This is a genomic window from Pseudomonas moorei, from assembly GCF_042846945.1.
Classification (GTDB): Bacteria; Pseudomonadota; Gammaproteobacteria; order Pseudomonadales; family Pseudomonadaceae; genus Aquipseudomonas; species Aquipseudomonas moorei.
In genome coordinates, this window is the sequence record NZ_AP035776.1 from 2,111,520 (window position 1) to 2,132,663 (window position 21,144).

Annotated in this window: 13 protein-coding genes and 1 other RNA gene; 3 read left to right on the forward strand and 11 right to left on the reverse strand. The window is 56.7% G+C overall.

What is annotated here, in order from left to right; translation table 11 throughout:
• Positions 1 to 365: 365 nt before the first annotated feature.
• The 8 genes from ACGJAX_RS09785 to ACGJAX_RS09820 all read right to left on the reverse strand — a co-directional run bounded on the left by ACGJAX_RS09785 (position 366) and on the right by ACGJAX_RS09820 (position 12,137).
• On the reverse strand, positions 366 to 1,397 hold the full coding sequence (locus tag ACGJAX_RS09785; protein ID WP_390958641.1) for a WYL domain-containing protein: 1,032 nt from the start codon (positions 1,395 to 1,397) through the stop codon (positions 366 to 368).
• Between the two features lie 95 nt (positions 1,398 to 1,492).
• Positions 1,493 to 3,583, reverse strand: a complete 2,091-nt coding sequence (locus ACGJAX_RS09790; protein WP_390958643.1) for an AAA family ATPase — start codon at positions 3,581 to 3,583, stop codon at positions 1,493 to 1,495.
• A gap of 302 nt (positions 3,584 to 3,885) precedes the next feature.
• Entirely contained in the window at positions 3,886 to 4,536 is a 651-nt protein-coding gene (locus tag ACGJAX_RS09795; RefSeq protein ID WP_054920560.1) for a HEPN domain-containing protein, read from the reverse strand.
• 124 nt (positions 4,537 to 4,660) lie between these two features.
• Complete coding sequence (locus ACGJAX_RS09800; protein WP_390958645.1) at positions 4,661 to 4,999, reverse strand: DUF1232 domain-containing protein; 339 nt, start codon at positions 4,997 to 4,999, stop codon at positions 4,661 to 4,663.
• A gap of 82 nt (positions 5,000 to 5,081) precedes the next feature.
• The gene (locus ACGJAX_RS09805; protein WP_390958647.1) at positions 5,082 to 7,655 is read right to left on the reverse strand and encodes a dynamin family protein; all 2,574 of its coding nucleotides are present in this window, start codon (positions 7,653 to 7,655) and stop codon (positions 5,082 to 5,084) included.
• Complete coding sequence (locus tag ACGJAX_RS09810; protein WP_390958649.1) at positions 7,652 to 9,889, reverse strand: dynamin family protein; 2,238 nt, start codon at positions 9,887 to 9,889, stop codon at positions 7,652 to 7,654. Before ACGJAX_RS09810 ends, ACGJAX_RS09805 begins: the two co-directional genes overlap by 4 nt.
• Complete coding sequence (locus ACGJAX_RS09815; protein WP_390958651.1) at positions 9,886 to 11,643, reverse strand: dynamin family protein; 1,758 nt, start codon at positions 11,641 to 11,643, stop codon at positions 9,886 to 9,888. The genes ACGJAX_RS09810 and ACGJAX_RS09815 overlap by 4 nt, the downstream gene beginning before the upstream one ends.
• A 71-nt stretch (positions 11,644 to 11,714) precedes the next feature.
• Positions 11,715 to 12,137, reverse strand: a complete 423-nt coding sequence (locus ACGJAX_RS09820) for a hypothetical protein (RefSeq protein WP_390958653.1) — start codon at positions 12,135 to 12,137, stop codon at positions 11,715 to 11,717.
• Positions 12,138 to 12,569: 432 nt separating this feature from the next.
• On the opposite strand from ACGJAX_RS09820, the gene ACGJAX_RS09825 reads away from it, so the two are divergent.
• From ACGJAX_RS09825 to ACGJAX_RS09835, 3 genes are read left to right on the forward strand one after another with little or no spacing between them, the layout of a single operon-like run.
• Positions 12,570 to 13,871, forward strand: a complete 1,302-nt coding sequence (locus ACGJAX_RS09825) for a hypothetical protein (protein WP_390958654.1) — start codon at positions 12,570 to 12,572, stop codon at positions 13,869 to 13,871.
• Positions 13,868 to 15,859, forward strand: a complete 1,992-nt coding sequence (locus ACGJAX_RS09830; RefSeq protein ID WP_390958656.1) for a hypothetical protein — start codon at positions 13,868 to 13,870, stop codon at positions 15,857 to 15,859. Before ACGJAX_RS09825 ends, ACGJAX_RS09830 begins: the two co-directional genes overlap by 4 nt.
• The gene (locus tag ACGJAX_RS09835) at positions 15,856 to 18,489 is read left to right on the forward strand and encodes a helicase-related protein (RefSeq protein WP_390958658.1); all 2,634 of its coding nucleotides are present in this window, start codon (positions 15,856 to 15,858) and stop codon (positions 18,487 to 18,489) included. The genes ACGJAX_RS09830 and ACGJAX_RS09835 overlap by 4 nt, the downstream gene beginning before the upstream one ends.
• Positions 18,490 to 18,819: 330 nt before the next feature.
• On the opposite strand, the gene ACGJAX_RS09840 is transcribed toward ACGJAX_RS09835, so the two are convergent.
• From ACGJAX_RS09840 to ACGJAX_RS09850, 3 genes are all read right to left on the reverse strand, one after another.
• Positions 18,820 to 20,073 (reverse strand): integrase domain-containing protein, encoded by a 1,254-nt coding sequence (locus ACGJAX_RS09840; RefSeq protein ID WP_265069300.1) that lies wholly within the window; start codon positions 20,071 to 20,073, stop codon positions 18,820 to 18,822.
• Between the two features lie 185 nt (positions 20,074 to 20,258).
• Positions 20,259 to 20,656, reverse strand: a transfer-messenger RNA (tmRNA) gene (gene ssrA / locus ACGJAX_RS09845).
• Positions 20,657 to 20,770: 114 nt separating this feature from the next.
• Positions 20,771 to 21,022: a hypothetical protein gene (locus ACGJAX_RS09850; protein WP_390958659.1), complete on the reverse strand. Its 252-nt coding sequence runs from the start codon at positions 21,020 to 21,022 to the stop codon at positions 20,771 to 20,773.
• Between the last annotated feature and the right edge of the window lie 122 nt (positions 21,023 to 21,144).

Here is a 21,144-nt window from a genome sequence, read left to right on the forward strand (position 1 = left end):
CTTCCGCGAATACCACGAGATGAAGTAGGAACTGGACAAACGCGCCGGTGATTCGGCCTGACACAGAGCGGTGTCGGCTACTCGTTTTTTTCTACTACTGACAGGCGTACTTCCATGCCTTGGCCACCGCATCCCTTCACATTCACCTGTCCCCAATGTCACTGGCGCAAAACTACACTGCCACTCAGCGATGCGCTGCGTGAGGGAGTAGACTGGTTTTCCAACTGCCCCTCATGCCAGCACACCGCTTTGAATGTCCGGCCTGCTACCGGTCTGGAAATCTTTAAGGCCAGGCTGACGCGACCGTTCCACTAGGTAGACTATTCGCTGTTACCCCCCCCAGGCTGGAGCTCCATCCTGACGGATTACATCGCGCTCACCTTGCCTTCTGTATGTCCATACGCTGCAGCCGCCCGCCGCAATGTGTCTCCCATCTGCTGGCGCAGCTCCGTCGGTTCTTGCACGATCAACGAATCACCCAATGACAAAATCCACCAGTGCAGTTGCCAGGTATTGTTGACGGTCGCCTGCACCTGAAAACCATCCGACAGCTCCTCCAGCACCATGTCTGTGCTCAACGGCGTCTCTCGAATCATCCTTGCCTGACGTTCACTTACCCAAGCCTTGAGCCGGATCTTCTCCGGTTTGCCAAACTGCAAAGCGTCGGTGGCCAGGTAGGTTTGCAGTTCAAACGTCTCCAGCCCTTGGCATGGCGTGTCGAGCACCGTTACTTCACGAAAGCGATGCACCGCGAACTGACGGACATCGGTATACGGCGCGGCAGTGGCGATGAGATAGGTGATCAGCCCACGTTGGACAATCGCCAGGGGGTTGAGAGTCAGTTCACTGAGTTTGTCGGTGTGTGCCGAGTAATACTGACAATGAACTTGCTGCTCGCTGATCAGGGCATGCTGCAGTGCCTCCAGCGTTTCTGCCTGGATTTCCGGAGCTCGAAGATTGAAATCCGGCCGAACGCTCGCAACTTTGTCGGGCCAGCGAGCGGCGGGGTTACCGTCTTCGAGGCCTTTGAGTTTTTGCCGGGCATGCTCGAAGCGCGGTTCCAGCACGCTCAACATGCTGCCCGGAAGTAGCGGACGCACGGCGTCTTCGACCAGCGCCAGGCTGACAGCTTCAGTTAAGGTGATGCCCTGCAACTCGACGCTCACGCCCGGTTTCCAATACCAACCGAAGGGCGTTCCACCATCGTTGCACTGCAATGGAAACACCAGGGACAGATCACGCAGGTCGCGCTCGATACTGCGGCGGCTGATGGAGTAGCCTGCCGCCGTCAGACGGGTCAGCAATTCACTCACTGTGATACCAGGGGCGCGTTTGGGCAGCTGTTGCAGCAGCTCCCATTGACGACTCAACGCGGTATGGGTCTTGGCTGAAGGCAAGAGAATTCATCCTTGTAGTGTTGAAGCTGGCCTGTGGCTAGCAAATTTGCCGGGTTGTCTGCCTATCGGCGACAACCCGGCAACCTTTAGTCTGGTTAATGCATGAAGCCGATGGGGCGCTGCTGCCCGACGGATTTGAGTCGGCACTCGGCCAGCAGCGCCCCCGCCAACTCGTCGGCACTGGCGAATGGCTTGAAACGCCCTCGGCGAGCTACTGCTGCAAAATCACCCGGGGTCAGTTGTGCCTCACCTCGCAAGCGATTGGCGGCGCTGTGCTGCGGGTCTTTTAATGCGAGCGTTTTCAAGTGTGCGGCAAACAATGCCTGGGCCTGGGCTGGGCCCAGGTAGCCGAAATGAATCTTCAGATCGAAGCGCCGCAAGGAAGCCTCGTCCAGGTCCCGAATCAGGTTGGTCGAGGCAATGAACAGCCCTTGATAGCTCTCCATTTGCGTGAGCATTTCATTGACCGCGGTCACCTCCCAGCTCTGACGCGCCTTGCGCCGGTCTTGTAAAAAACTGTCAACCTCATCGAGCAGCAGCACTGCGTCTTCCTGTTGCGCGCGCTCAAAGGCGCCCGCCAGATTCTGTTCCGTCATTCCGACATAGGGAGAAACCAGGTCGGAGACGCGCTTGACCATCAACGGCTTGCCCAGCTCTTGCGCCAGCCACTGGCCAAAGGCAGTTTTGCCAGTGCCAGGCGGACCGTAGAAGCACAGGCGTGCCTGGGGATGGGCGCGCAGTCCGTCAACCAGTCCGTCAAGAGCGTGATCGGCGTTGATCCATTGTGGAGAGTAGAAGGTAGGTAAGCCGCTAGCGCCGTCATGTTGCAGTTTATCGAGGCCCTGTGCTTTCAACGTACCGTCGAGGATGCATCGGATCGTCGTGTCCAACGTCTTGCTGGTACGGTTTCCTACACTGCGGCCTACGCGCACGGCTCGCTCCAGCACCGCCGGTGTTACTTGTTGATGGGCACTGAGGTGCTCGATCAACTGATCGCTCAATTTGCCTCCGCCACACTCACGCAGCACCTGCTTGCGCTGCGCCAAGGGCGGATTGGGGATCTCGATCACTAGATCGAAGCGACGTATATGTGCCGCGTCGATAGCCTCAATGCTATTGCTCAACCAGAAACACGGCAGCGCATTCTCCTCCAGCATGCGATTGATCCAGCCCTTCTGCGAGCGACTATGTGTGTCGGTGCTGGAGGTTTGAAAAATGTCCTCGATCTCATCCAGTACGAGCAGGGCCCGTTGCGAGCGCAGTACGCTATTGGCCGCACGCAGGGAGCACAGACGCTGTTTTGCCTGCACGGGGTCGCCATCGCTGTCTGTGCAGGCCACTTCATAGAGCGCGCTGCTCAGGCTCTTTGCGAGCAGTCGACTGAGCTGAGTCTTGCCGGTGCCTGGTGGGCCATAAAGCAGAATGTTTACGCCTTGACGGCCCTGTGCCAAGGCTTTGGCCAGGTAGCGTTCAGCGATGTTCAGTGGCTGCTTGATGTGTCGGTAGTGCTCCAGGCTCAGGCTGCCTGGCGGACTCAGACGGAAGGCATAAGCAAACAACTCCAGCGATGTGCCCTTGCTGAATCGCAGCAGTCCAGGAAGCTCCTGATTGCTCACCGATAACATCGAGCTCAGCGCTGTAGAGGCGCGGGAATTGCTCCCCACCTCCAGCAAGCCTGCCCGGATCAGGGGGCTGTTACTCGCCAGGCAAGCCTCGACCTCGGGGAGCTGCAGGCCCAACAATACCGCCAGCACTTTCATGGCGCGATTGAATCCCACCATGCCCAACTGATCGGTAGCATCACTGAGCACCGGGTCGATATGCATCAGTACGCAGAACCCCAGTACCCGCAACTCTGACTCTCCCAGCCCCAATAAAGTCCCCAATGCTTCAAGATTGCTCCCCAGGCGATCCGGGTAGGGTGTATCCGGATGGCTTGCCTCGAAAGCGCGAGCGGCTCGACGCAGGGCCGATAAGGCCTGCGGCGGGCTGTACTCGTCTCGGTCTACCCATTTAGCCAGGCCTAGCTCACGGGCCAGATCATCATCGTTGAACCCGTGTCGACTGATTAAATTCTGATGCCCCCCCAGGTCCAGCAGCAGTTGGAAACTCCACTTCAGCGAGAGTGCACAAGTGTCGCAAGCGCGGCGGCTGTCGTGGGCGAAGGGGGTGAGGCGGGTTCCCATGCTGAATGTCCTGATGCTGTGGAGGAGACAGGATGGGGCGAGGGGTGGTCAAAATGTGTCGTGGTAATTGTGGCCAGTGATGATCCAGGCTCGACACAATCTGTCGTGCCTGAGTCTTAGTCTGAAATCCACAAAATGGACCAGAGAGAGATGGGCAATGCTAAAGAACGTACTGGCAACCGTGGGTTTGGTCGTGGTACTCAAAAAGAGCTTTGATCTTTACCAGAAGTACAAGCAGATGGAGCGAGAGAACGATGTTTGGCGCAAGGCAGCCAGTGGCAGGGATTGATTAACCCTGACACTCAGGACTGCACGACTGGATAGCAGGCGTCACCCCAGAGCGTATCGGGATTTTCCAGCATCAGATGGATAATCAATGGCACCAGCTTGCCGAGCAGTTTGCCGCAATCGCGCAATTGTGGTCGGTTGATACTGCTATCCCAGGTCGCACCGCCATGCATGATTTGATTGCGCAAGGTGTAGATGCGATTGAAAAGCACCGCAAGTACATCGGCGGTATCGCGTTGTGCCAGGGCAGACTGCGCTCTGCGTCGGCCGTCGGCGAAACGCTCGCTCCATTGTTGCTCGGTGATCTTGCCGTTTTGATGATCCCAGAAGCTCTGGAAAACGTACGGGTTATCCAGCAGCACGCGGATGCTTCCCGAAAACTCGGACCAGACCAGTTTCTCTATCTGCCGTTCGCGATCCAGATCGCAAAGCTTGCGCAGAAAGGCGCGGAAGGTTTCCTGTTCGGATAGCCGATAGTTCTCGTCGATGTCAGTTGCGTAAGCGGCGTTGAAGGCAATCCATAGGAACACGAAGCGACCGTCCGGATCGTCAGCTTGTTCGGCGCGTTGCAACCAGCTCAAGGATCGGTGCACACGCAATGTCAGGTTAACGTGATGGTTGTCGCGTTCAAGTCGGTGACGCGCCTTGAGGGTTTGGTAATCCATGGGGCTGACTCTGCAGGAGGAGTGGGGGGGCATGGTTCAGGGCCATGCCATGACGCTGATGGTTGTATCTGTTCATAGTGAAGCCTTACTTCCAAACGGGACCGAAGTAAGGTTTCCACTCATATCAGGAAAACCACTGCTTCAATGTTTCCTTCGCCTTAGCCACGTGTTCGGCTTTGATATGGGTAGCGGTCGCTGCCAACGCTGCGCACAAAACACCGATGTCGTCGGAATAGCCCACGATTGGCGTGATGTCGGGTATGACGTCGATCGGAGAGATAAAATAGCCGAGCGCACCATAGATGGTGGTTTTTGCCCAGGTCGGGGTATCTGAGTCGGTTGCGGCGTAGTACATCTTCAACGCCGGTTCCAGTGCTGCCTCGCCGGCGGATTTCGCATAGTTTTTTACTTTGTCCCAGAACGAGTCGTCTGAGTAATCCTTTTCAAATGCGCTGTCTGACATGGTTTACTCTCTACGATTTTTTGGTTTTGACGAGGTGTGTGTGATTAGTAGGGGCGTTGGGGCGGTTTTCGCCAAACCGGCTTCACACCTCTGTTTCAGGTATTTCTGCGGTCAGCCGAACCGCATCGCTGAAGGCCTCGAACAGTCGTCGTGATTCCTTGAGCCAGCGCTCCAGAGGCGCGATGTCCAGCTTGCTGTCGAGCTTATCGATGGGGCCGAGCATTCGCTCGTAGACGTCCTTGCCACCAATTTCCAGGCTGTCGAGCCGAAGTCCGTTAATGGCTGTTTTTTGCGCGCGTATCGTGGCGATATCCGCCTTGATGGCTTCGTCATACATCGAGAAAACCTCCCGCAGACGCCCATCCAGATGTTGCCGCGCATCACCCTGCTGGTTGATCTGGGAAAAAAACTCCAGCAGCGGCACGTCGCGATAAGCCACTTCGTTGCGCAGGGTAGAGCTGTATGCGCTGATCCCGACAACCGAAATTCCCTCCGATTGCAGGATGTCCTGGACCTCATCCATGACGTACTCGATGTCGTCTTCGGACTTGAGGTCGGCCTTGGTCAAAACGATATACACCGGCCGCTGCTCGACGCCGATCTGCTGGATAAAATCCAGGTCTGAGTCAGGCACCGTGCCGTTGGAATCCAGGCCGATCAGCCAGATGATCGCGTCGGACTGCTGCGCAAACTGGATGGCGGTGCGTTTGTCACCCTGGCTGTGTTCGGCTGCCGTCGCCGGTGGGTTATAGCCGGGGGTATCGATGAAGCAAATGTCGCGGAAGTATTCAGGGTCCATCTGAACACCCACACACATGAATGGCATCAAGCTCTTCAAGTCGAAGCTGAATGAGTTGATGAAGGCATGGGAAATGCTTTTGTAGAAGTCCACATCCAGGTTGATATGGCCGCCGTTTGCCGAGTACCCGCGAATCATCCGCTCGTCAGTCGCCAGCACGTAGCTAGGGATCGCGGTAACTGGCTGCATGCCGACTGCCAGGCGTACTTCTGGATCACGGATAAAACTGTTGATGAACTCGGACTTGCCGCTGCTGAAGCCACCGACAATGCCGACGATGGTGCGCTCATGAACGTCTGGAAAGCCTACGAGTAAGGCCAGTTCCTGCTGGATCGACTGCAACATCGTGAGGGCCTTGGCTTCAGCAGCCAGGGACGATTCATTGTCTGCGAACACCATGTAATCGTTCGCCAGCAACTCTCTGAAACGGGCCAGGCCAGCACTTTCCCGTGGGCGAGCGGCGAGCAGCCGGGAGATGAGCTGGAAGCGCGTCCAGGTGTCCCCGTGGCGTTGATTCAACGCCTGAAACTCGTCCGCCAACTGAGCGTGCTGTTGTTGTTCCTCTTCATGGCGCTGCTGCAGTGTTTCGTGCGCCTTGAGGCTGACCTGCAGTTCCAGGCGCATCTGTTCCAGCGTCTGCTCAAGAGCCTGGCGTTGCGACTCTATGGTGTTGCGTTCCTGTTCGAGTCGGGCATGTTGCATCGACAGGTTGTCGAAGCGTTCGCGGGCCTGCTCCTGGTCGCGCTGATGCTGGTCAATGGCATCTTCTAGCGACTGCTGCATACCTTCGAGAGTCTGCCGGGTGTTGGTCAGCTCGGCAGCGGTGTTGGCCTGACGCTCGGTCAGTTGTCCATGTTCCGCTGTCAGTGTTTCAAGGCGTTCCAGGGTGTTCTGGTGCTCTTGGGTCAGTGCCTCGTAACGCTCATCCGCCGTCTTGAGCGCTTCGGCACCGGCTTGCAGTTCAAGGCGCGCTTGCTCGATGTTTTGTTCGAGGACCTGGCGAGCGTCCTCAATGCTATTACGTTCCTCTTCATAGATCTGTTGCAGTGTTTTGTGCGCCTTGACACGAGCTTGCAGTTCCACGCGAGTTTGTTCCAGCGCCTGCTCAAAAGCCTGACATTGCGACTCTACGTAGTTGCGTTCCTGTTCAAGTCGGGCATGTTGCATCGACAGGCTGTCGAAGCGCCCGCGCGCCTGTTCCTGGTCGCGCTGATGCTGGTCGAGGGCCTGTTCCAGCGACTGCTGCACACCTTTGAGTGTCTGCCGGGTGTCGGCCAGCTCGGCAGCGGTGCTGGCCTGGCATTCGGTCAGTTGTCCATGTTCCGCTGTCAGTTTTTCAAGGCGCTCCAGGCTGTTCTGGTGCTCTTGGGTCAGCGCCTCGTGACGCTCACCCGCCGTCTTGAGCGCTTCGGCACCGGCTTGCAGTTCAAGGCGTGCTTGCTCAATGTTTTGTTCGAGGACCTGGCGAGCGTCTTCAATGCTGTTACGTTCCTGCACCAGTTGCGCATGACGCGTCGACAAGGTGTCGAAGCGTAGCCGCGCTGTCTGCTGAGCATGCATATGCTCAGTATTGGCCTGCTCCAGCGACTGCTGCACCCCGTGCAAGGCTTGCCGCGTATCGGCCAGCTCGGCGGCGGTGCTAGCCTGGTGTTCGATCAGTTGCCCATGGTCGGAAGTCAGCGCCTCAAGGCGCGCCACTGTGCCCTGATATTCGCGGGTCAACGCGTCGTGCTGACCATCCGCAGCCTGGAGTGTTTCAACAATACCGTCACTCAATAGCTTGCGACGCCGGATGAACAACTGGCCGAGTTTATCCAGTTGGGTCATCAGTGCCGGAGGAAACAATTCAGTCTTCATGCCGCCTCCAGTTCCTTGGCCATGCGTTGCAGGCGGTCCAGGGTTAGAAGCGCATTGCCGACCTGTTCTTCCAGCTGTTCCATCCGCGCCTGCATATCCTGGAAAAATGCGCTGCCATAGGAGTGTGGAAGCTTTTCAGTCACGTCATCCGTCAAATGACGGATTTGCTTTTTGGCCTGTCCCTTGAGGTCGTCCAGAAGATGCCGGGCTTTGTGCAGGAAATCTCGTGCCTCATCGTCCAACAGGTAACTGCCGGTGCCTTTGAGTTTGCTGAGTTCCTGGCTGCTGAGTTCAAAGACGGGGAGCTTGAGGCGGGCAGCCAGACCCTGGTTGGTTCGGATGATCAACGCCGTGTCCAGATCATCACCAAGGTGACGCCTGGCGACTGAAGTCGACTCCTTGACCAGGTTATCGCGAAACTTTTTGGTCAGGGCATCGCTTGTGCTCTTCAGGGTGCCTGTCAGACCTTCGGCAAATTCCTCCAGCTCGTTGCAGACCTGGCGCCAGTACAACTTGAATACTGTGTAGTGGTGAGTTTCCGTGCCGCCACCCCAACCCCAGTTGGCAAATTTTGCCACAATGCTGTCGCGCACCACCTCTCTGGATTTCGACTCTTCACTAGCTGATGCACCGACCTCCTTAAGCGTGGAGCGATAGGCAGACTCAAGTTCCTTTGTGAGATCCTTTTTCAGATCCTCGCAAAACTCTTTTGCGCAATTGTTCAATACGCTATCGAGCTCGTAGGTGCCCACTACCATCAGGCTGTCCAGCTTGCGCCGCTGAGCCTTCAGGTCCTCAATATCGGCATTGCGGACTTCCTGATACTTGGCCTGGGTAAAGTTCAGCAAGTCGGCCCGGAACGCTTCCAGTGCCGAGGACTTGGCGCGGATCAGCTCTTCGCGCCGATCTTCGATAATGCGGTCCTTCTGCGCGCGGACACTGTCCAGCACCGCCCGCAGCGCTTCGGTGTTGGCCAGCAGGTCGAGATTGCCTCGGCAACGTTCGGCGTGCTCTGGCGTAAAGAAGTCAGGGTAATTCGCTTGAAGGTTTTCCCACGCCTTCTGCTCGCCACTGTCCCATTCGTTCTGTTGGTCAAAACGTACCGAAAGGCTGTGGCACATGCCTGAGGTATGCAGGACTTTGCCGGCGCCTTTATCAATCAGGTTGTCGAAAGTCGCACCGATCTCCGGATGCTGGACCTTCAAGCGTTGCAGGGTGTCGACCATGTGCGTACTGAGCGTCTGGGTGATCTTGTCCAGCGATCCCTGAAGCGTGGGTTGGCGTGTGTCGCTGCCGTACAGCTGGTTATCGACCTGACTGGCGATCAACACCAGTTCCTGGACACCCTCTTTCTGGGTGATCCGGCTCATCATCTCGATGTCCTGCTCACTAAGAAACTGGCCGGCAGGGCTGACGATAAAGACCACATCGCAATTTTTGAGCAAGGCTGTCGTGCGTTCTTCGCGGGACTGCACAGGGTCGTTCAGCCCCGGGGTGTCAATGATGCGCACGTTACGCAACGAGTCCAGCGGCAGGAAGATATCGACGCTTTTGGTCAACGGCATGTAGTTGCCGCCGACGCCGACATAATCCAGCAACTTGTCGGCCAATGACTGAGCATCCGTTGCTTGCAGGCGGCCCAGGCTGTCGAGGGATTTAAAATCCACATTGGAGTTGCGAATGCTCTGCCACTGGTCATGGGCAGCCGCCAGTGAATGTTCCCCTTGCAGGGCTCGCCGGGCAGTTTTCTCGACGTCGGCATGGAACTGCTCGTCTTCTACGTGTCGGCCACTGCGCTGACGACGCTGGCTTAGCGTTTCGTAGGCGCGAGACTTTTCTTCGCGAAATCGTTGCTCGTAACGCAGGGCGTTTTGCTCGATATTTTCCCGATCTGCCACGCTATAGAACTGAACCTCGGCCCCGAAGGTGTCGCCATGGGTCAGGGTGGTCAGCGCTGCGGTCATTGGGGTGGCAGCCCTGGGCAGAATCGCATGGCCGTCGAATATCAGAGCGTTGAGCAATGAAGACTTGCCGGCTTTGACTCGACCCACGACGCCGATCTGCAGCAGGCGATTCTCTTCGACCAACTGGCTGAAGGCTTTGTCCAGGTCTTCGGTGCTGTCTATGGCGTGCTTGCGCAGCCATTGCGCGATGTCTTTTTCCAGCTCTGGGTTGTACTTTTCCATCCATTGATGGAGGCGTTGGTTTAGATCCAGGACGTGTTGTGCGTTCATTGCTGCGACTCGTAGAGGGCTTGTTTGGCGAGTTGTTGCAGTTGTTCTCTGGCGCGGGTCAGTAGCGCGATCTGATGATCGGCCGCTTCGGCATCGTGATTGCGGCTGGCGACCAGTTCATCGATGAGCTTCTGCTTTTCACCGATTTCGCGCTCGAACTCCACGCTGACTTGCGTCACCAGCACTTCCATCTGTTCGGCGAGCAGGACCGGCAGTCGATCCCGCAACTCGCGTTTAACCGAAGGAATGATTTCATTGATCACTTTTTGCCGGAGTTGCTCGCGCTGGCGCCCCTCATTGAAGAAGGCCAGAATTTGCGGAAGAAAGATAATGGCCAGCTCGATCAGCGGATTGACTACCGACGTAGTGACTGCCAGCACGGTGGCCAGGCTTTGATAGCTCACTTTGGGGAGCGGGCTTCCTTCCTTCCAGCCGCCTTCTTTTTTCAGTCTTTCCAGTTCGTTTGTATTGCGCTCGGCCAGCGATTTGCTCCAATGGCCCAGGGTCTCTCCGGTTTTTTGCAGTGTGCGGTTGATCCTGTCGGTGATCTGGCCCAGCCAGTTAGGATCGTTGCTGAACTGGCCCATGCTTTTACCCAGGTCACCCACGGCTTGCGCAAAGTCGGTGACGACGGAGCGGCTGAGAATGTCCATCTGCTCCTTGATGGTACGGGTCATCGAGCTTCGGACCACTTCAGATACGATCCGCGAGAAAGCATCCTGATTGCCCGCCAGGCCGGCGCTGACCAATTCCGACTGAGCGTTATCAAGTTCACGGCCGACCGCATTGAGACAGCTGTCTACAGCGCGGTCCAGCTGCTTGTCGCGCAGGTCTTCAAGAATGCCGTCGCGCTTGCGCTCGATCTGCCGAATACCATTGGCCAGCTCGCTCAGGGCATGTTGATTTTCGGCTTGGTTCTTTTTCAGCGAGGTCAGCGCAAGGTTGATCTGGTTAAGCAGTGAATGTGTCAGATCTTTCAATCGATCTTCAAACACCTGGCGAACAATTTGTTCGGGTTGCAGACGCGCAAGCACTTCGGCCAGTTGGACATCTCCGTCGAGTCCTACCTTGACCAGGGGGCGCGTATCTACAAAGTTGATTCGGATCTGCTCGTCGATCAGTTCCGCGACTTCTTGCACTTGCTCGTCCGAGCGCAGGTTGACCTTGTTGAGCAGGAAGGTGAAATCACGCCCGTAAGTCTGCAGGTCATCCAGTTGACGCAACATCGACTGAGTGATGTTGCCGTCTTCCACGCTGGTCACCACGATGAAGTGCACACCGCGGGGCAGGTAGTGCGCGATTGCTTTGTTGTGGTTGGCCAATGAGGAGCCGAACCCCGGCATGTCAACCAGCACCAGTGAGGGCGAGGCTTTGAGTCGCGGGTTATCCAGGTACAACTGCAGGTGGGTGAACTCGTTGGCGCGAGTCTTGATACCGGCAAGAGCGTTGACGTCCAGGCGTTCACTGCCGCCATCCAGGCGAATGGCCAGGAGATGCGGGTCATTGCTGTAGCGCAACTCAGTGGCTAACTCGGTTTCGGGCGTCAGGCCAATACCCAGGACGTTTTCGCCAAGGAAAGCGTTCAGCAAGCTGCTCTTGCCAGCGCTGAACGCACCAATGACGGGGACGAGCAGTTCGGTATGTTCGATATCGTTCTGCAGCCGCGTCACCTCATCGGGCTGGATCGAGGTTTCTACAATGAGCGGCAGAATGGATTTCAGATAGTTGAGGTAGGTGCTTTGGGTTTTCAACATGATCAGTACGAATCCTTGCGTATATCAAAAAAGTTTATGGGCGTCGTTGTGGGTGAAGGGTTCCAGTCGCTTCACAACTTGAGCTCCCTCCATTCATAGCCGTTGTATTTCTCCCAGACTGCGCCGTTCTCAAAGTGCAGGTACACCCGCCACTCGTCCGGATTGACCTGGATTTCTCCACCAATACGGGCGCAGTTACCGAACTCTGAGCGTAGGAAGCTCTCCAGTTGCTGAAAAAACGCATCGGGCAACCTGGCGCTGCCGGAGACGTAGCAAGACGATCCATTGGCGAAAAGGCTGCAGGGTTGAACACTTGACCATAGCGTCGCCGTTGCCTGGTCTGGGTGTTTCTTGCTCCAGTCCAGAGCGAACCTGTGAAGCAGGACATGCCAGTTTCCGTCGGCGTACTCACCTTCAATCCCCCACATGTCGATGGCCAGGAACAAGGTGGGCTGCTTCGAGCGTTTTTGCGACGGATAGAAGGACTCTTGCATGGGGAATAACTCTCGCTGGTTCAGAGGTAAAACAAGACGAGTAAATGTCGAACAAGCCCACGACATATTGTGTCGCGCGCGACATCTGGATCGTATAAGCAGCGGTGTGTAGCACTCACCACGAAGTCAGCCGGATTGTGGCCAGTCGTTCAGCGGCAGGGCAGCGGGGTAAAAGAATAGAGATGAGGTGAGGATGAATCAGAATGGCCACAGACATTCGCAACTTCCTTGTGCGTGTAGGCGTGAGTGCCTGCGAGAGTGTTCTACTGCAAGATATCGGCATGGATCAGACAAGCTTTAATTGGGACTTAAATTAACGAACATGGGTATCCCGCCGAAGCCAACATGGACGCGATTGTGGCATTTTGCTACCGTCGTTTTCCATGCGCCAGTTCAAATACTGACTCGCCACAAATGGAAAGGAAGCCGCTTATGAACATGATCTGGGGTCTCTCTGGCCCTGAACAATTGGGCGGCGAGAGACGCACCCGCACGCTTGATATTGGCGCCGCAGTGCGCGAGTACAACGAGCGCGCTGTCCCTGGCATGGGCGGAGTGTGGTACGCCAAACAGTTGCTTTTGGCGATGCTGGGTATCGCGCTCGCGCAGAAGTTGCGTGAGCGCAAGTCGAATGTCTCGAACATTGACGCGGCCAACGCCATTGAAGCGTTGGGCTGCTACTACGCGCTCAAACAGAACAAAGGTCACGGTGATGCCAGGGTACGGGGTTCGGAGAAGCTGCGCGGCAAGGCAAATTTCGACTTCAAGACCCTGTGCAAGCCAGGTTTTTATGTCAGCCAACCAATGCGAATGGGGACAGGCCAGGCATTGTTGGCCCTGGGGCTGGTGCGCGCGCAAGGTGAACGATTCAATGCCTTTACCTGCACGGCCTTTGGTCATGAATTCGTTAACGCCTGCTGTGAGGATGACGGAGAGCTGTTAGAGGAGTTGGTGCAGTGGGCACAAAGAGGCGATTCTGTAGATAGGTTGAAAGGCCCCGCTTCTGGGCTGCTCTCGCCTTTACAAGTCTTACCTGAACAGGCCCGTGCGCTGTTGTCTCGCCGCATAGATGCTGAACCTTCCGTAGACAGCGGTGGCTTGCGACGCGCAGCCATACGTGGCTGGGTACGGGCTCGTCACGCCAAGCCGGAAGCCGTGTTCGATTGGGCCGAGCGACCCGATGAAATCGCCCCCGAACACTGGAACGACTTGCATTATGGCGCTCTGTTTTTTCAAGTGCAGGATGCCGCCTACAACATGCTGAACGCTGTGGAGCAACACATGGCGGTGTTGAGCACGCAGAGGTTCGAGTTAGGGAGTGTCCTGCCCGAACGCATCTCGACGCACATCACTCATTTGCGCGAAATGGCCCGATTGTTCCTGGATAACCCTCAGCGGCAGCGAACCGATCCTGTCGCCTCGACCTTCTGCCATGAGTGTATAGATCCTGATAGTTCGAGCCTGTTGGCCAGTCTGGTGAGCCGCGACGGTCGGGTTCTGCGCCTGCAAGGCAAGGACATTCTGCCTGGAGGTGCGTTCCAGCATCAGGTTTTGGAGGTCGATATTGGCCAGACTGTTATCGAGGCCCAAGGAGAGGCTTTCCAAGCCGCTCTGCCAGCCTGGATTTCCCATCGCGTAGATCGCTTGCATCGACTGGACCTGGATCTCCAGGGCCAATTGAGCGCCTGGCTCACCCCAGCTCCAGCAGTAGCCATTGAAGAGGTAAGTCTATGAGTCAGGTTCCTGCCTCTCTGGCCCAACACTTCGAAACGCCGGACGGTTTTACTGGCCACTTCGGTTGGCTTTGCGGCTTTTCGGCTGAGGACAGGTTTCTCAACGATGCGCTTGAGCGTTTCAGCCACCAGCAAGCCAATCAGCGTGCCTATGCCGGGGAAACGCTATTTGCACTGATGCTGGACCCGCGCGCGATCCAGATTACCCCGGTCGAAGTGCCGGGCCTATTGCATTTACCTTGGGCGAAAGCCGATTTGCCATTCAACCTTATGCACGCCAAGGTCGCGGTGCTGGGTTACCGCAGCACTGACAAGAGCGACGCCTGGTGTTTGCGTTTGCTTGTGTCCACCGGCAACTGGACCCGGCAGACATTAGAGCAGAGCCTTGATCTGATCTGGCGCCTGGACCTGTGCAGCGACGAACTGGTAGCACCCACCGAGGCAACGGAGCAGGACCGGACAGATATCTGCAGCGCCTGGAGTTTACTGCTTTGGCTACGTGAGCATTACGACGACCGTGCGCTGCTCGCCAACCCGCTGACAGCCAAGGCCGTGGCGGATATGGATGCGATCCTACTCAAGCAGGTCAAGCCGAAAGCTACCGGATTGAACGCGCGTTTCTTCGATAACCGAAAAGCGTCGCTGCTCGCCCAACTGCCAGCCAAAGTCGTTTATGCCTCGGGTCGAGAAACGGCGCGTAACTACTTGGCCATGGGCTCGGGTTATTATGAGTCTTCAATGCCCGGAGAGCATGCATCGGTCCCGTTGAGCATCATCAGGCGCTTGCGCGGTGAAGAAGGAGAACCGCGTCTGCTTACGGCGACCAGCACTGTAGATCTGTTTGTCAACGAGGCGAGCTGCCAGGGCATTGCAGCGGCAGCCGCGAACTTGACGGCTGCCAGCGTCAGCGTACGACCTGCGGCTCAGCCGGCCTACTTTCCTGACGTGCAAAAACGCACCTTGCATGCCAAGTTCATTTTCAGCGCCAGCGAGACCGGGCATTCGGAAAAAACAGCCAGCCCATGGCTGTACCTTGGCTCGGGCAATCTCACCCGGCAAGGCTTCACCCTGAAGATGGGGCGATCGACGGGCAACCTTGAGGCCGGGGTGGTATTCGCTCCGACGCCTTTGAACTGGTACCCGGCAAAATCGGGGAGTTCTGATCCCGAATCGATTGGTTATTACCTGCCGATTCAGTGGGAGCAGGAATGCGTCCCTGAGACGCTGCAGCAAGGCAAGGATCTTGAGGTGGGGAGTGAAGTGTTCAGCGCAGCGCCCGTGGCTTACTTGATGTGGCGGGGCACGGATACACCAGAGCAAGGCTGGTTGAGCGCCGATGATCGCTCTCGGAGTGATTACTCAGTGCTGGATACGTCGCGACAGCCTTGTGCATATGTTGAGGGTCAAGGCTTTGCCTGGCGCGGACCACGACCGCGGCAGGTGGTTGTCAGTTGGCAAGAGGCGGGTGCAACGCATGTCATGACGGTACCGGTGCTGGACGGGTTTGGCCGATTGGCTGCCACCGAGCTGCCAGAAATCAGCCTGGAGGATGCGTGGATGCAACTCGACAGTTTTCCACAGTCGCCCAGCGAAGAGGAACTGCCCAACGCATTCGACGACAGCAAGCGCTCTGCCGACAGGCAGGGAACCATAGCAGCAGGAAAAGAAGCGGCGCGTTACCCGATTCGGAAAATGATGGAACTGATCGAAGGCATCGCCGCGAAACAAACTGCGCTGGAGCCTCGGGATTGGCCGGTGTGGTGTGCCCGACTGGAGCAATCGCTCATTCAGGCTGCTGGCTGCGAGTTGTTGCAGCAGTTTCTGACACTCGAAATCAACCCCATCCATGCTTTGCGTCAACCTGCGTTCAGGCCTTGTTTTGCCGAGACAGCGGACCATCCGGAAGGGCAGCGCTACGAAGCCGCACTGAGCAATATCGAGGCCCATTGGAAACTCGACACCTCACATCCCCTGGGAGTCCTGCCATGAAGCGGATAGCCTTCAGTTGGGCAACCGTTGCGGCTTCACTGCGCGAACGGGCGATGCAACAGCAACAACATGCAGATGACGCAGGTGAGTCGGCTGCGCACCTGAATCCAGGCCAGCGAGCCAGCCTGCATGCGTTGGCCGATCGTATTGGCCAACACGGGGTAGTGCTGGCCGACGAAGTGGGTATGGGCAAGACTCGTATCGCTGTCGAGCTGATTCGCGCAGTCAACGACGCTGGCGGTCGAGCCGCCGTCATCGCCCCGCCAGGCCTGGGTTATCAGTGGCAAGCTGAGTTGAAACTGCGAGGCGTCGCTACTCCCGCTATGTTGCGTGGTCTGCTCGGCTACTTTGAAGCCTGGAGTGCCGAAGAGATCATCAATCAAAAACCATGGTTTCAGGAGCCAACCCTGGTGCTGTCCCATACCTTTGCCAACTGGCGTATGGGTGAGAACGCAATGCGCTGGCGCAGAGAGTTGGTGCCGGAAGTCTTCGCACGCTGGCGGAAGGAGACAGGTTTCAAGTATCCAAATGGCTACCACCTGTCAGGCCCTTATGATGAATGGGTCAAGCGAGCAGCCGCCAGTATTGTGGGGCGTATCAGCGAAGACGCCGCGCAACCCGCTTACACCTGGTTGACTGACGTCACGACCGGGCATGCCTGGCCAAATCCCGATACTCACACCGATTACCGCCGTGGTACTTCTCATCGCGGTTGGCTTGAACAGGTGGTCGGGCTTGGACTGGGCTCCTTCGACCTGCTGTTGATCGATGAGGCCCACAAAAGTCGCGGCACCGACAGCGGCCTGAGCCGGTTGCTCGGTAACGTGGTGCAGGGAGCTCAGCACAGCCGTCGCTTGTGCATGACAGCGACTCCTGTGGAGCTGGATGTCGAGCAATGGCGGCAAACCTTTGAACGGCTTGGTCTCGACGAAAAAGTGCGCGATCAACTTCAGCCTGTGATCAACGACTTTGCGCAGGCCATCCGTCATCTGCGTGTTCATTGGCGTTCTAGCGACACGGCCCGTCAACAATATCAGGCTGCAGCCAGTGCCTTTCAATCGACGTTGAGCCCCTATTTGCTGCGCCGGGACAAACGTGAAGACGCCGACGTTTCACGCTTCGCCCAAGAAGCTCAGGGGGAAAGCTATCGAAACACCCAAAAGCCCGTCAGTGTGGATGTACGCGCGCTGAAGTTACCTTGGCGACAGGCCGTGTGCGCAACTGAGGCGCTTTCCGTGGCCTCGCGACTGGACGAAAATTCAACGGCCAAACGCCTGCGATTGACCCTGGCCAATGGGCATGGCATCGCCGACCTCCTGGCGCAGATCAACGAACCAGCGGAGCCGTCTGCCCTGCCGGATGACGGACATTCCAGCACGGTCGATGACAAGCGCCAGCAACGCGTGCAGTGGTGGTTGAAGACAGCTGCACAGGCGTTTCAGAGCCCTCACCACTTGTTTGAGCACCCGGCAATCCTGGCCACCATCACGGCCATCGAAGCCGCACACGAGCAAGAAGAAAAGGTGCTGGTGTTCGGCCGTTTCACCGCACCCATGCGGGCTTTGATCCGGCTGCTGAACGCACGTGAAATGCTACGTAGCCTTGAGGCCGGCCGTTACTGGCCGCAGAGCGTTATCCAGGCTCGTGCCGACGAGCCCGATGACCATTCGGAATGGGCAGCAGTGGAGATCGCGCATCGTCAGCTGAATTGCCGGCTGAAACTCAACTCGATCTCTGAGCTGCTGGCCAATCAATACAGCACCCACAGCACACGTCGGGAGCAACTGCGCCGGCGTCTGCTCGGCTGGCTGGATGCGGGACTGCCCGGACATGAGCAGGTACCCCGCGCGATGTTCAAACACCTTCAGGAGGCCGAACTCAACAAGGATCTGGTGGGCACCGCCGAGAAACATCCCGTGGCGCTGTTTACCCGGGCGATCCTCGACCTCACTGGTGAGGACGTCGAACATCTGACACCTGAGCAAGTGTGCACCGCCTTTTGCCAACTGCTGAACGCTGCCGGTGACCAGCACACGGACGACAATCCCCACACACCGGATACTGGCGAAATTGCGTTGCAATGGGAGCTGCTACTCGCCCGTCTGCAGCCTGAGTTTTCCCACCAGGAGGGTGGTTTCGCTCGCCTGATGTACGGAGGCACTGAACAATCTACCCGCCGCTTGTTGCAACTGGCCTTCAACCGCCCGAACAGCTTTCCCCGTGTTCTCGTGGCCCAATCCACCGTCGGCCGCGAAGGCCTCAACCTGCATCAGGCATGCAAGACAGTCATCCTCATGCACCCGGAATGGAACCCAGGGGTAGTCGAACAACAGATCGGCCGAGTCGATCGAGTGGGCAGTCATTGGAGTCGGCGTTTGGGTGAGGCGCTGGAGCGGGGGAGTCCAGCGTCAGAGCTGCCGCGCATTGATGTGCATCCGGTGATCTTTCGAGGGACTTACGACGAGCATAACTGGAAGGTCCTGTTGGAACGTTGGGATGACCTGCGTGCTCAGTTACATGGAGAAGTGATTCCTGCTCGGGAGGCGGAGGGGGACTTGGGGTATGAGGAAGTGTTGGCTGAATTGAAGGCCGGAGCGCCTTGTTTTTCACCGTTGGGGCGAAAAATTTAAATCGGTCTCAGTTCTCCACCGGCCCCTGAAGGTAACTTGTATGGGGTTGGCGAGAGCTTGATCATGGCTTGGCACTCGGGTTGAGTGTTTTGAGTCCGGGTTTACAGTGCGCTGCGATTGTTTTTATCTGTCCGCAGGGAGTGAGCACTATGAGTTTTTCAGCAGTGAACAGCTTCGCGGCAATCTGGCTGGCCGTTGATTAGCGGCTTGACTAAGTTGAACACTCGCGGTGGTCAAGCGTCATAGCCGCCTGCGATGTATCTGGGACACAAATCCGAATGAGGAGTAACTGTAAACTGCACGTGAGTATCTTCTCTTTTCTCCTGCGGACTATACGAGTGTTAGCCTGCCTCTTTTATGGGCTTGCATTGCGGACAGTGAAAGGCTACCCATCCCCGCTTGCTGTATATGCTCGCTCCACCAAGCCATCATCGGGCGTCTTCTCTCAATGTAATCCGCACGATTGTAGGCGCTACGCACTTCGTCTTTGTCCACGTGTGCAAGTGCGACCTCGATCAGCTCCGGATCCCATCCTTGTTCGTTTAGGATAGTACTAGCCATCGAACGCATGCCGTGGCTCACTAAGCGCCCTTCAAAGCCCATTCGCTTCAGGGCCATGTTTGCTGTCTGGCTGTTGCAGTGAGTCCGCGGGTCTCTATCGGCGGGGAATACATACTCTCTGTGGCCGCTGTAGGGTTTGATCGTCTCAAGTAGAGCCAGTGCGTGTTCGGTGAGTGGTATGACGTGAGCGCGTCGCTTCTTCATCCGCTCCGCTGGGATCGTCCAGGTTTTCTTATCTAGATCGATGTCAGCCCAGGAGGTCGTGGCAGCTTCTGCAGGGCGGGTCATGGTATGGAGCTGCCATTCGATCAGGCAGCGTGTTGTTCTTTTTATGCTCGCATTGGCGATGGCAACCATCAGTTCTGGCAGTTCTTCGGGGCGGAGGGCTGCCATGTTCTGCTTTTTCGGCTTTTTGAAAACGGCCCGGATGCCGCTGAGCGGATTGGCAAAGATCATTCCCGAGTTCACGCCGTAGGTCATGATCTCGTTGAGGCGTTGAGTCAGTCGCTTCACTGTCTCCAGGCTGCCTTTGGTTTCCAAAGGGCGCAGCAGCTCGATGACCGTCGGGGCATTGATCTGCGAGATAGGTGTTGTTCCTAGCGTTGGAAAAACATGCAGTATGAGCGAACGCCAGATGTCCTCGGCATAAGCCTGAGTGACGGAATCTTTTTTCAGTTCAAACCAAGCGGACGCCACGTTCTCGAATGTGTGCTCAGTTGCCTGCTTTTTTGTCTGCTCCAGCGCGCTACGATGTTCTTTCGGGTCGATGCCCTGCGCGAGAAGCTCTCTGGCTTCGACCGTTTTCTTCCTGGCTTGCGCGAGCGAAAGTTCTGGGTAGGTGCCGAGGCCCATGTTGATACGGTTCTTGGTAACCGGCTGCCGATAGTTAAAGTTCCATAGCGTAGAGCCATTGATTCTCACTCGCAGCTGTAGACCATCCCCATCACTGAGGACGTAGTCCTTGTCTTTCGGTTTTACAGCTTTGAGCTGGCGATCAGAGAGGCGGGTGGCTTGGGCGCACATGAGGTATTCCATGACATCATTCGGTATTCCAAAAATTACCACTGAAGGGCTTGGAATACCATGTGGAATACCAGGTGATGTGGATTCTGTCGAACGTCCGTGGACCCTAATGGACGCTAAAGCCTTGTATTTGCTGGATTTAAGGCACAAAAAAAGACGTCCGTGGACGTCTTTAGATGATTATTTGGTGGAGCCGGGGGGATTTGAACCCCCGTCCGCCAGTACTCCGCTGTCGGTACTACATGCGTAGCCGTGTCTATTAAGTTAACCCTCAGCGACCCGACGGGCAGGGTGCTTTGGGCGAGTTGTGTAAGTTTTAGCCGCTTCGTCCACAACGTACTGCACGGCGATTCTGTTCTATATGACAATCATTTTGGGTTTACAGACATCCCCTGATGATTGCTGGACCCGAAGGTACCAGAAGCTCAGGCTCTAAGGCTGCTTACGCAGCGATAGCGAATTCCTGGCCGTAGTTATCGTCATTGGCAACTATAAGTAGTTGCAACAGTGGATTTACGAGTTCTGTTACCAACTCGGCATGCACCTAAAGTTTCGCGACCGGCGTCGAATCCTAAACGGCCCCGAGCCTGTTACTCGGTGAATCAAAGTGAGCAACAAGCCTGCACAGTGTACGCCAACACGCTTCAGAAGGCCACCCGCAAGGTTGGCCTCGATTGATCATGGGTTGGTTCGTTGGTCAATTTGCCATAGACAATGCCTGGCTGGCCTCGGTGGCGCATTTTTTGTCATCTTTGGCGGCTTGTGAAGCTTTGGCGCTGGCCAACAGCCTTTTGATCTCGGGTGCATTGGTGGAGGTCGCTGGCAGCGAATTCACTTTGGCTTCGAGCTCTTGCAGCTTGCTCGTACACAGGTTGTTGTCCGCGGCAAATACGGGAGAGGCCAACATGGCAGCAGAAATGAACAGGCCAGCGACTAAGGTACGTTTCATGGGGATCTCCTCGAACTGATGGGCTCGGTGCTGCTGTATGGGCGGGGGCTCGGCCGAGTCTAAAAATCAGCCACGTTGATTGGGCTTATCTAAAAGACTGCGGCGCAGCAAAGTAATTCGGT

Bases quoted from the DNA above. Each gene is read 5' to 3' on its own strand.
- ACGJAX_RS09820 (WP_390958653.1), bottom strand. From the start codon at position 12,137: ATGCAAGAGTCCTTCTATCCGTCGCAAAAACGCTCGAAGCAGCCCACC.
- ACGJAX_RS09830 (WP_390958656.1), top strand. From the start codon at position 13,868: ATGAGTCAGGTTCCTGCCTCTCTGGCCCAACACTTCGAAACGCCGGAC.
- ACGJAX_RS09810 (WP_390958649.1), bottom strand. From the start codon at position 9,889: ATGAACGCACAACACGTCCTGGATCTAAACCAACGCCTCCATCAATGG.
- ACGJAX_RS09800 (WP_390958645.1), bottom strand. From the start codon at position 4,999: ATGTCAGACAGCGCATTTGAAAAGGATTACTCAGACGACTCGTTCTGG.
- ACGJAX_RS09815 (WP_390958651.1), bottom strand. From the start codon at position 11,643: ATGTTGAAAACCCAAAGCACCTACCTCAACTATCTGAAATCCATTCTG.
- ACGJAX_RS09805 (WP_390958647.1), bottom strand. From the start codon at position 7,655: ATGAAGACTGAATTGTTTCCTCCGGCACTGATGACCCAACTGGATAAA.
- ACGJAX_RS09835 (WP_390958658.1), top strand. From the start codon at position 15,856: ATGAAGCGGATAGCCTTCAGTTGGGCAACCGTTGCGGCTTCACTGCGC.
- ACGJAX_RS09790 (WP_390958643.1), bottom strand. From the start codon at position 3,583: ATGGGAACCCGCCTCACCCCCTTCGCCCACGACAGCCGCCGCGCTTGC.
- ACGJAX_RS09795 (WP_054920560.1), bottom strand. From the start codon at position 4,536: ATGGATTACCAAACCCTCAAGGCGCGTCACCGACTTGAACGCGACAAC.
- ACGJAX_RS09850 (WP_390958659.1), bottom strand. From the start codon at position 21,022: ATGAAACGTACCTTAGTCGCTGGCCTGTTCATTTCTGCTGCCATGTTG.
- ACGJAX_RS09825 (WP_390958654.1), top strand. From the start codon at position 12,570: ATGAACATGATCTGGGGTCTCTCTGGCCCTGAACAATTGGGCGGCGAG.
- ACGJAX_RS09840 (WP_265069300.1), bottom strand. From the start codon at position 20,073: ATGTGCGCCCAAGCCACCCGCCTCTCTGATCGCCAGCTCAAAGCTGTA.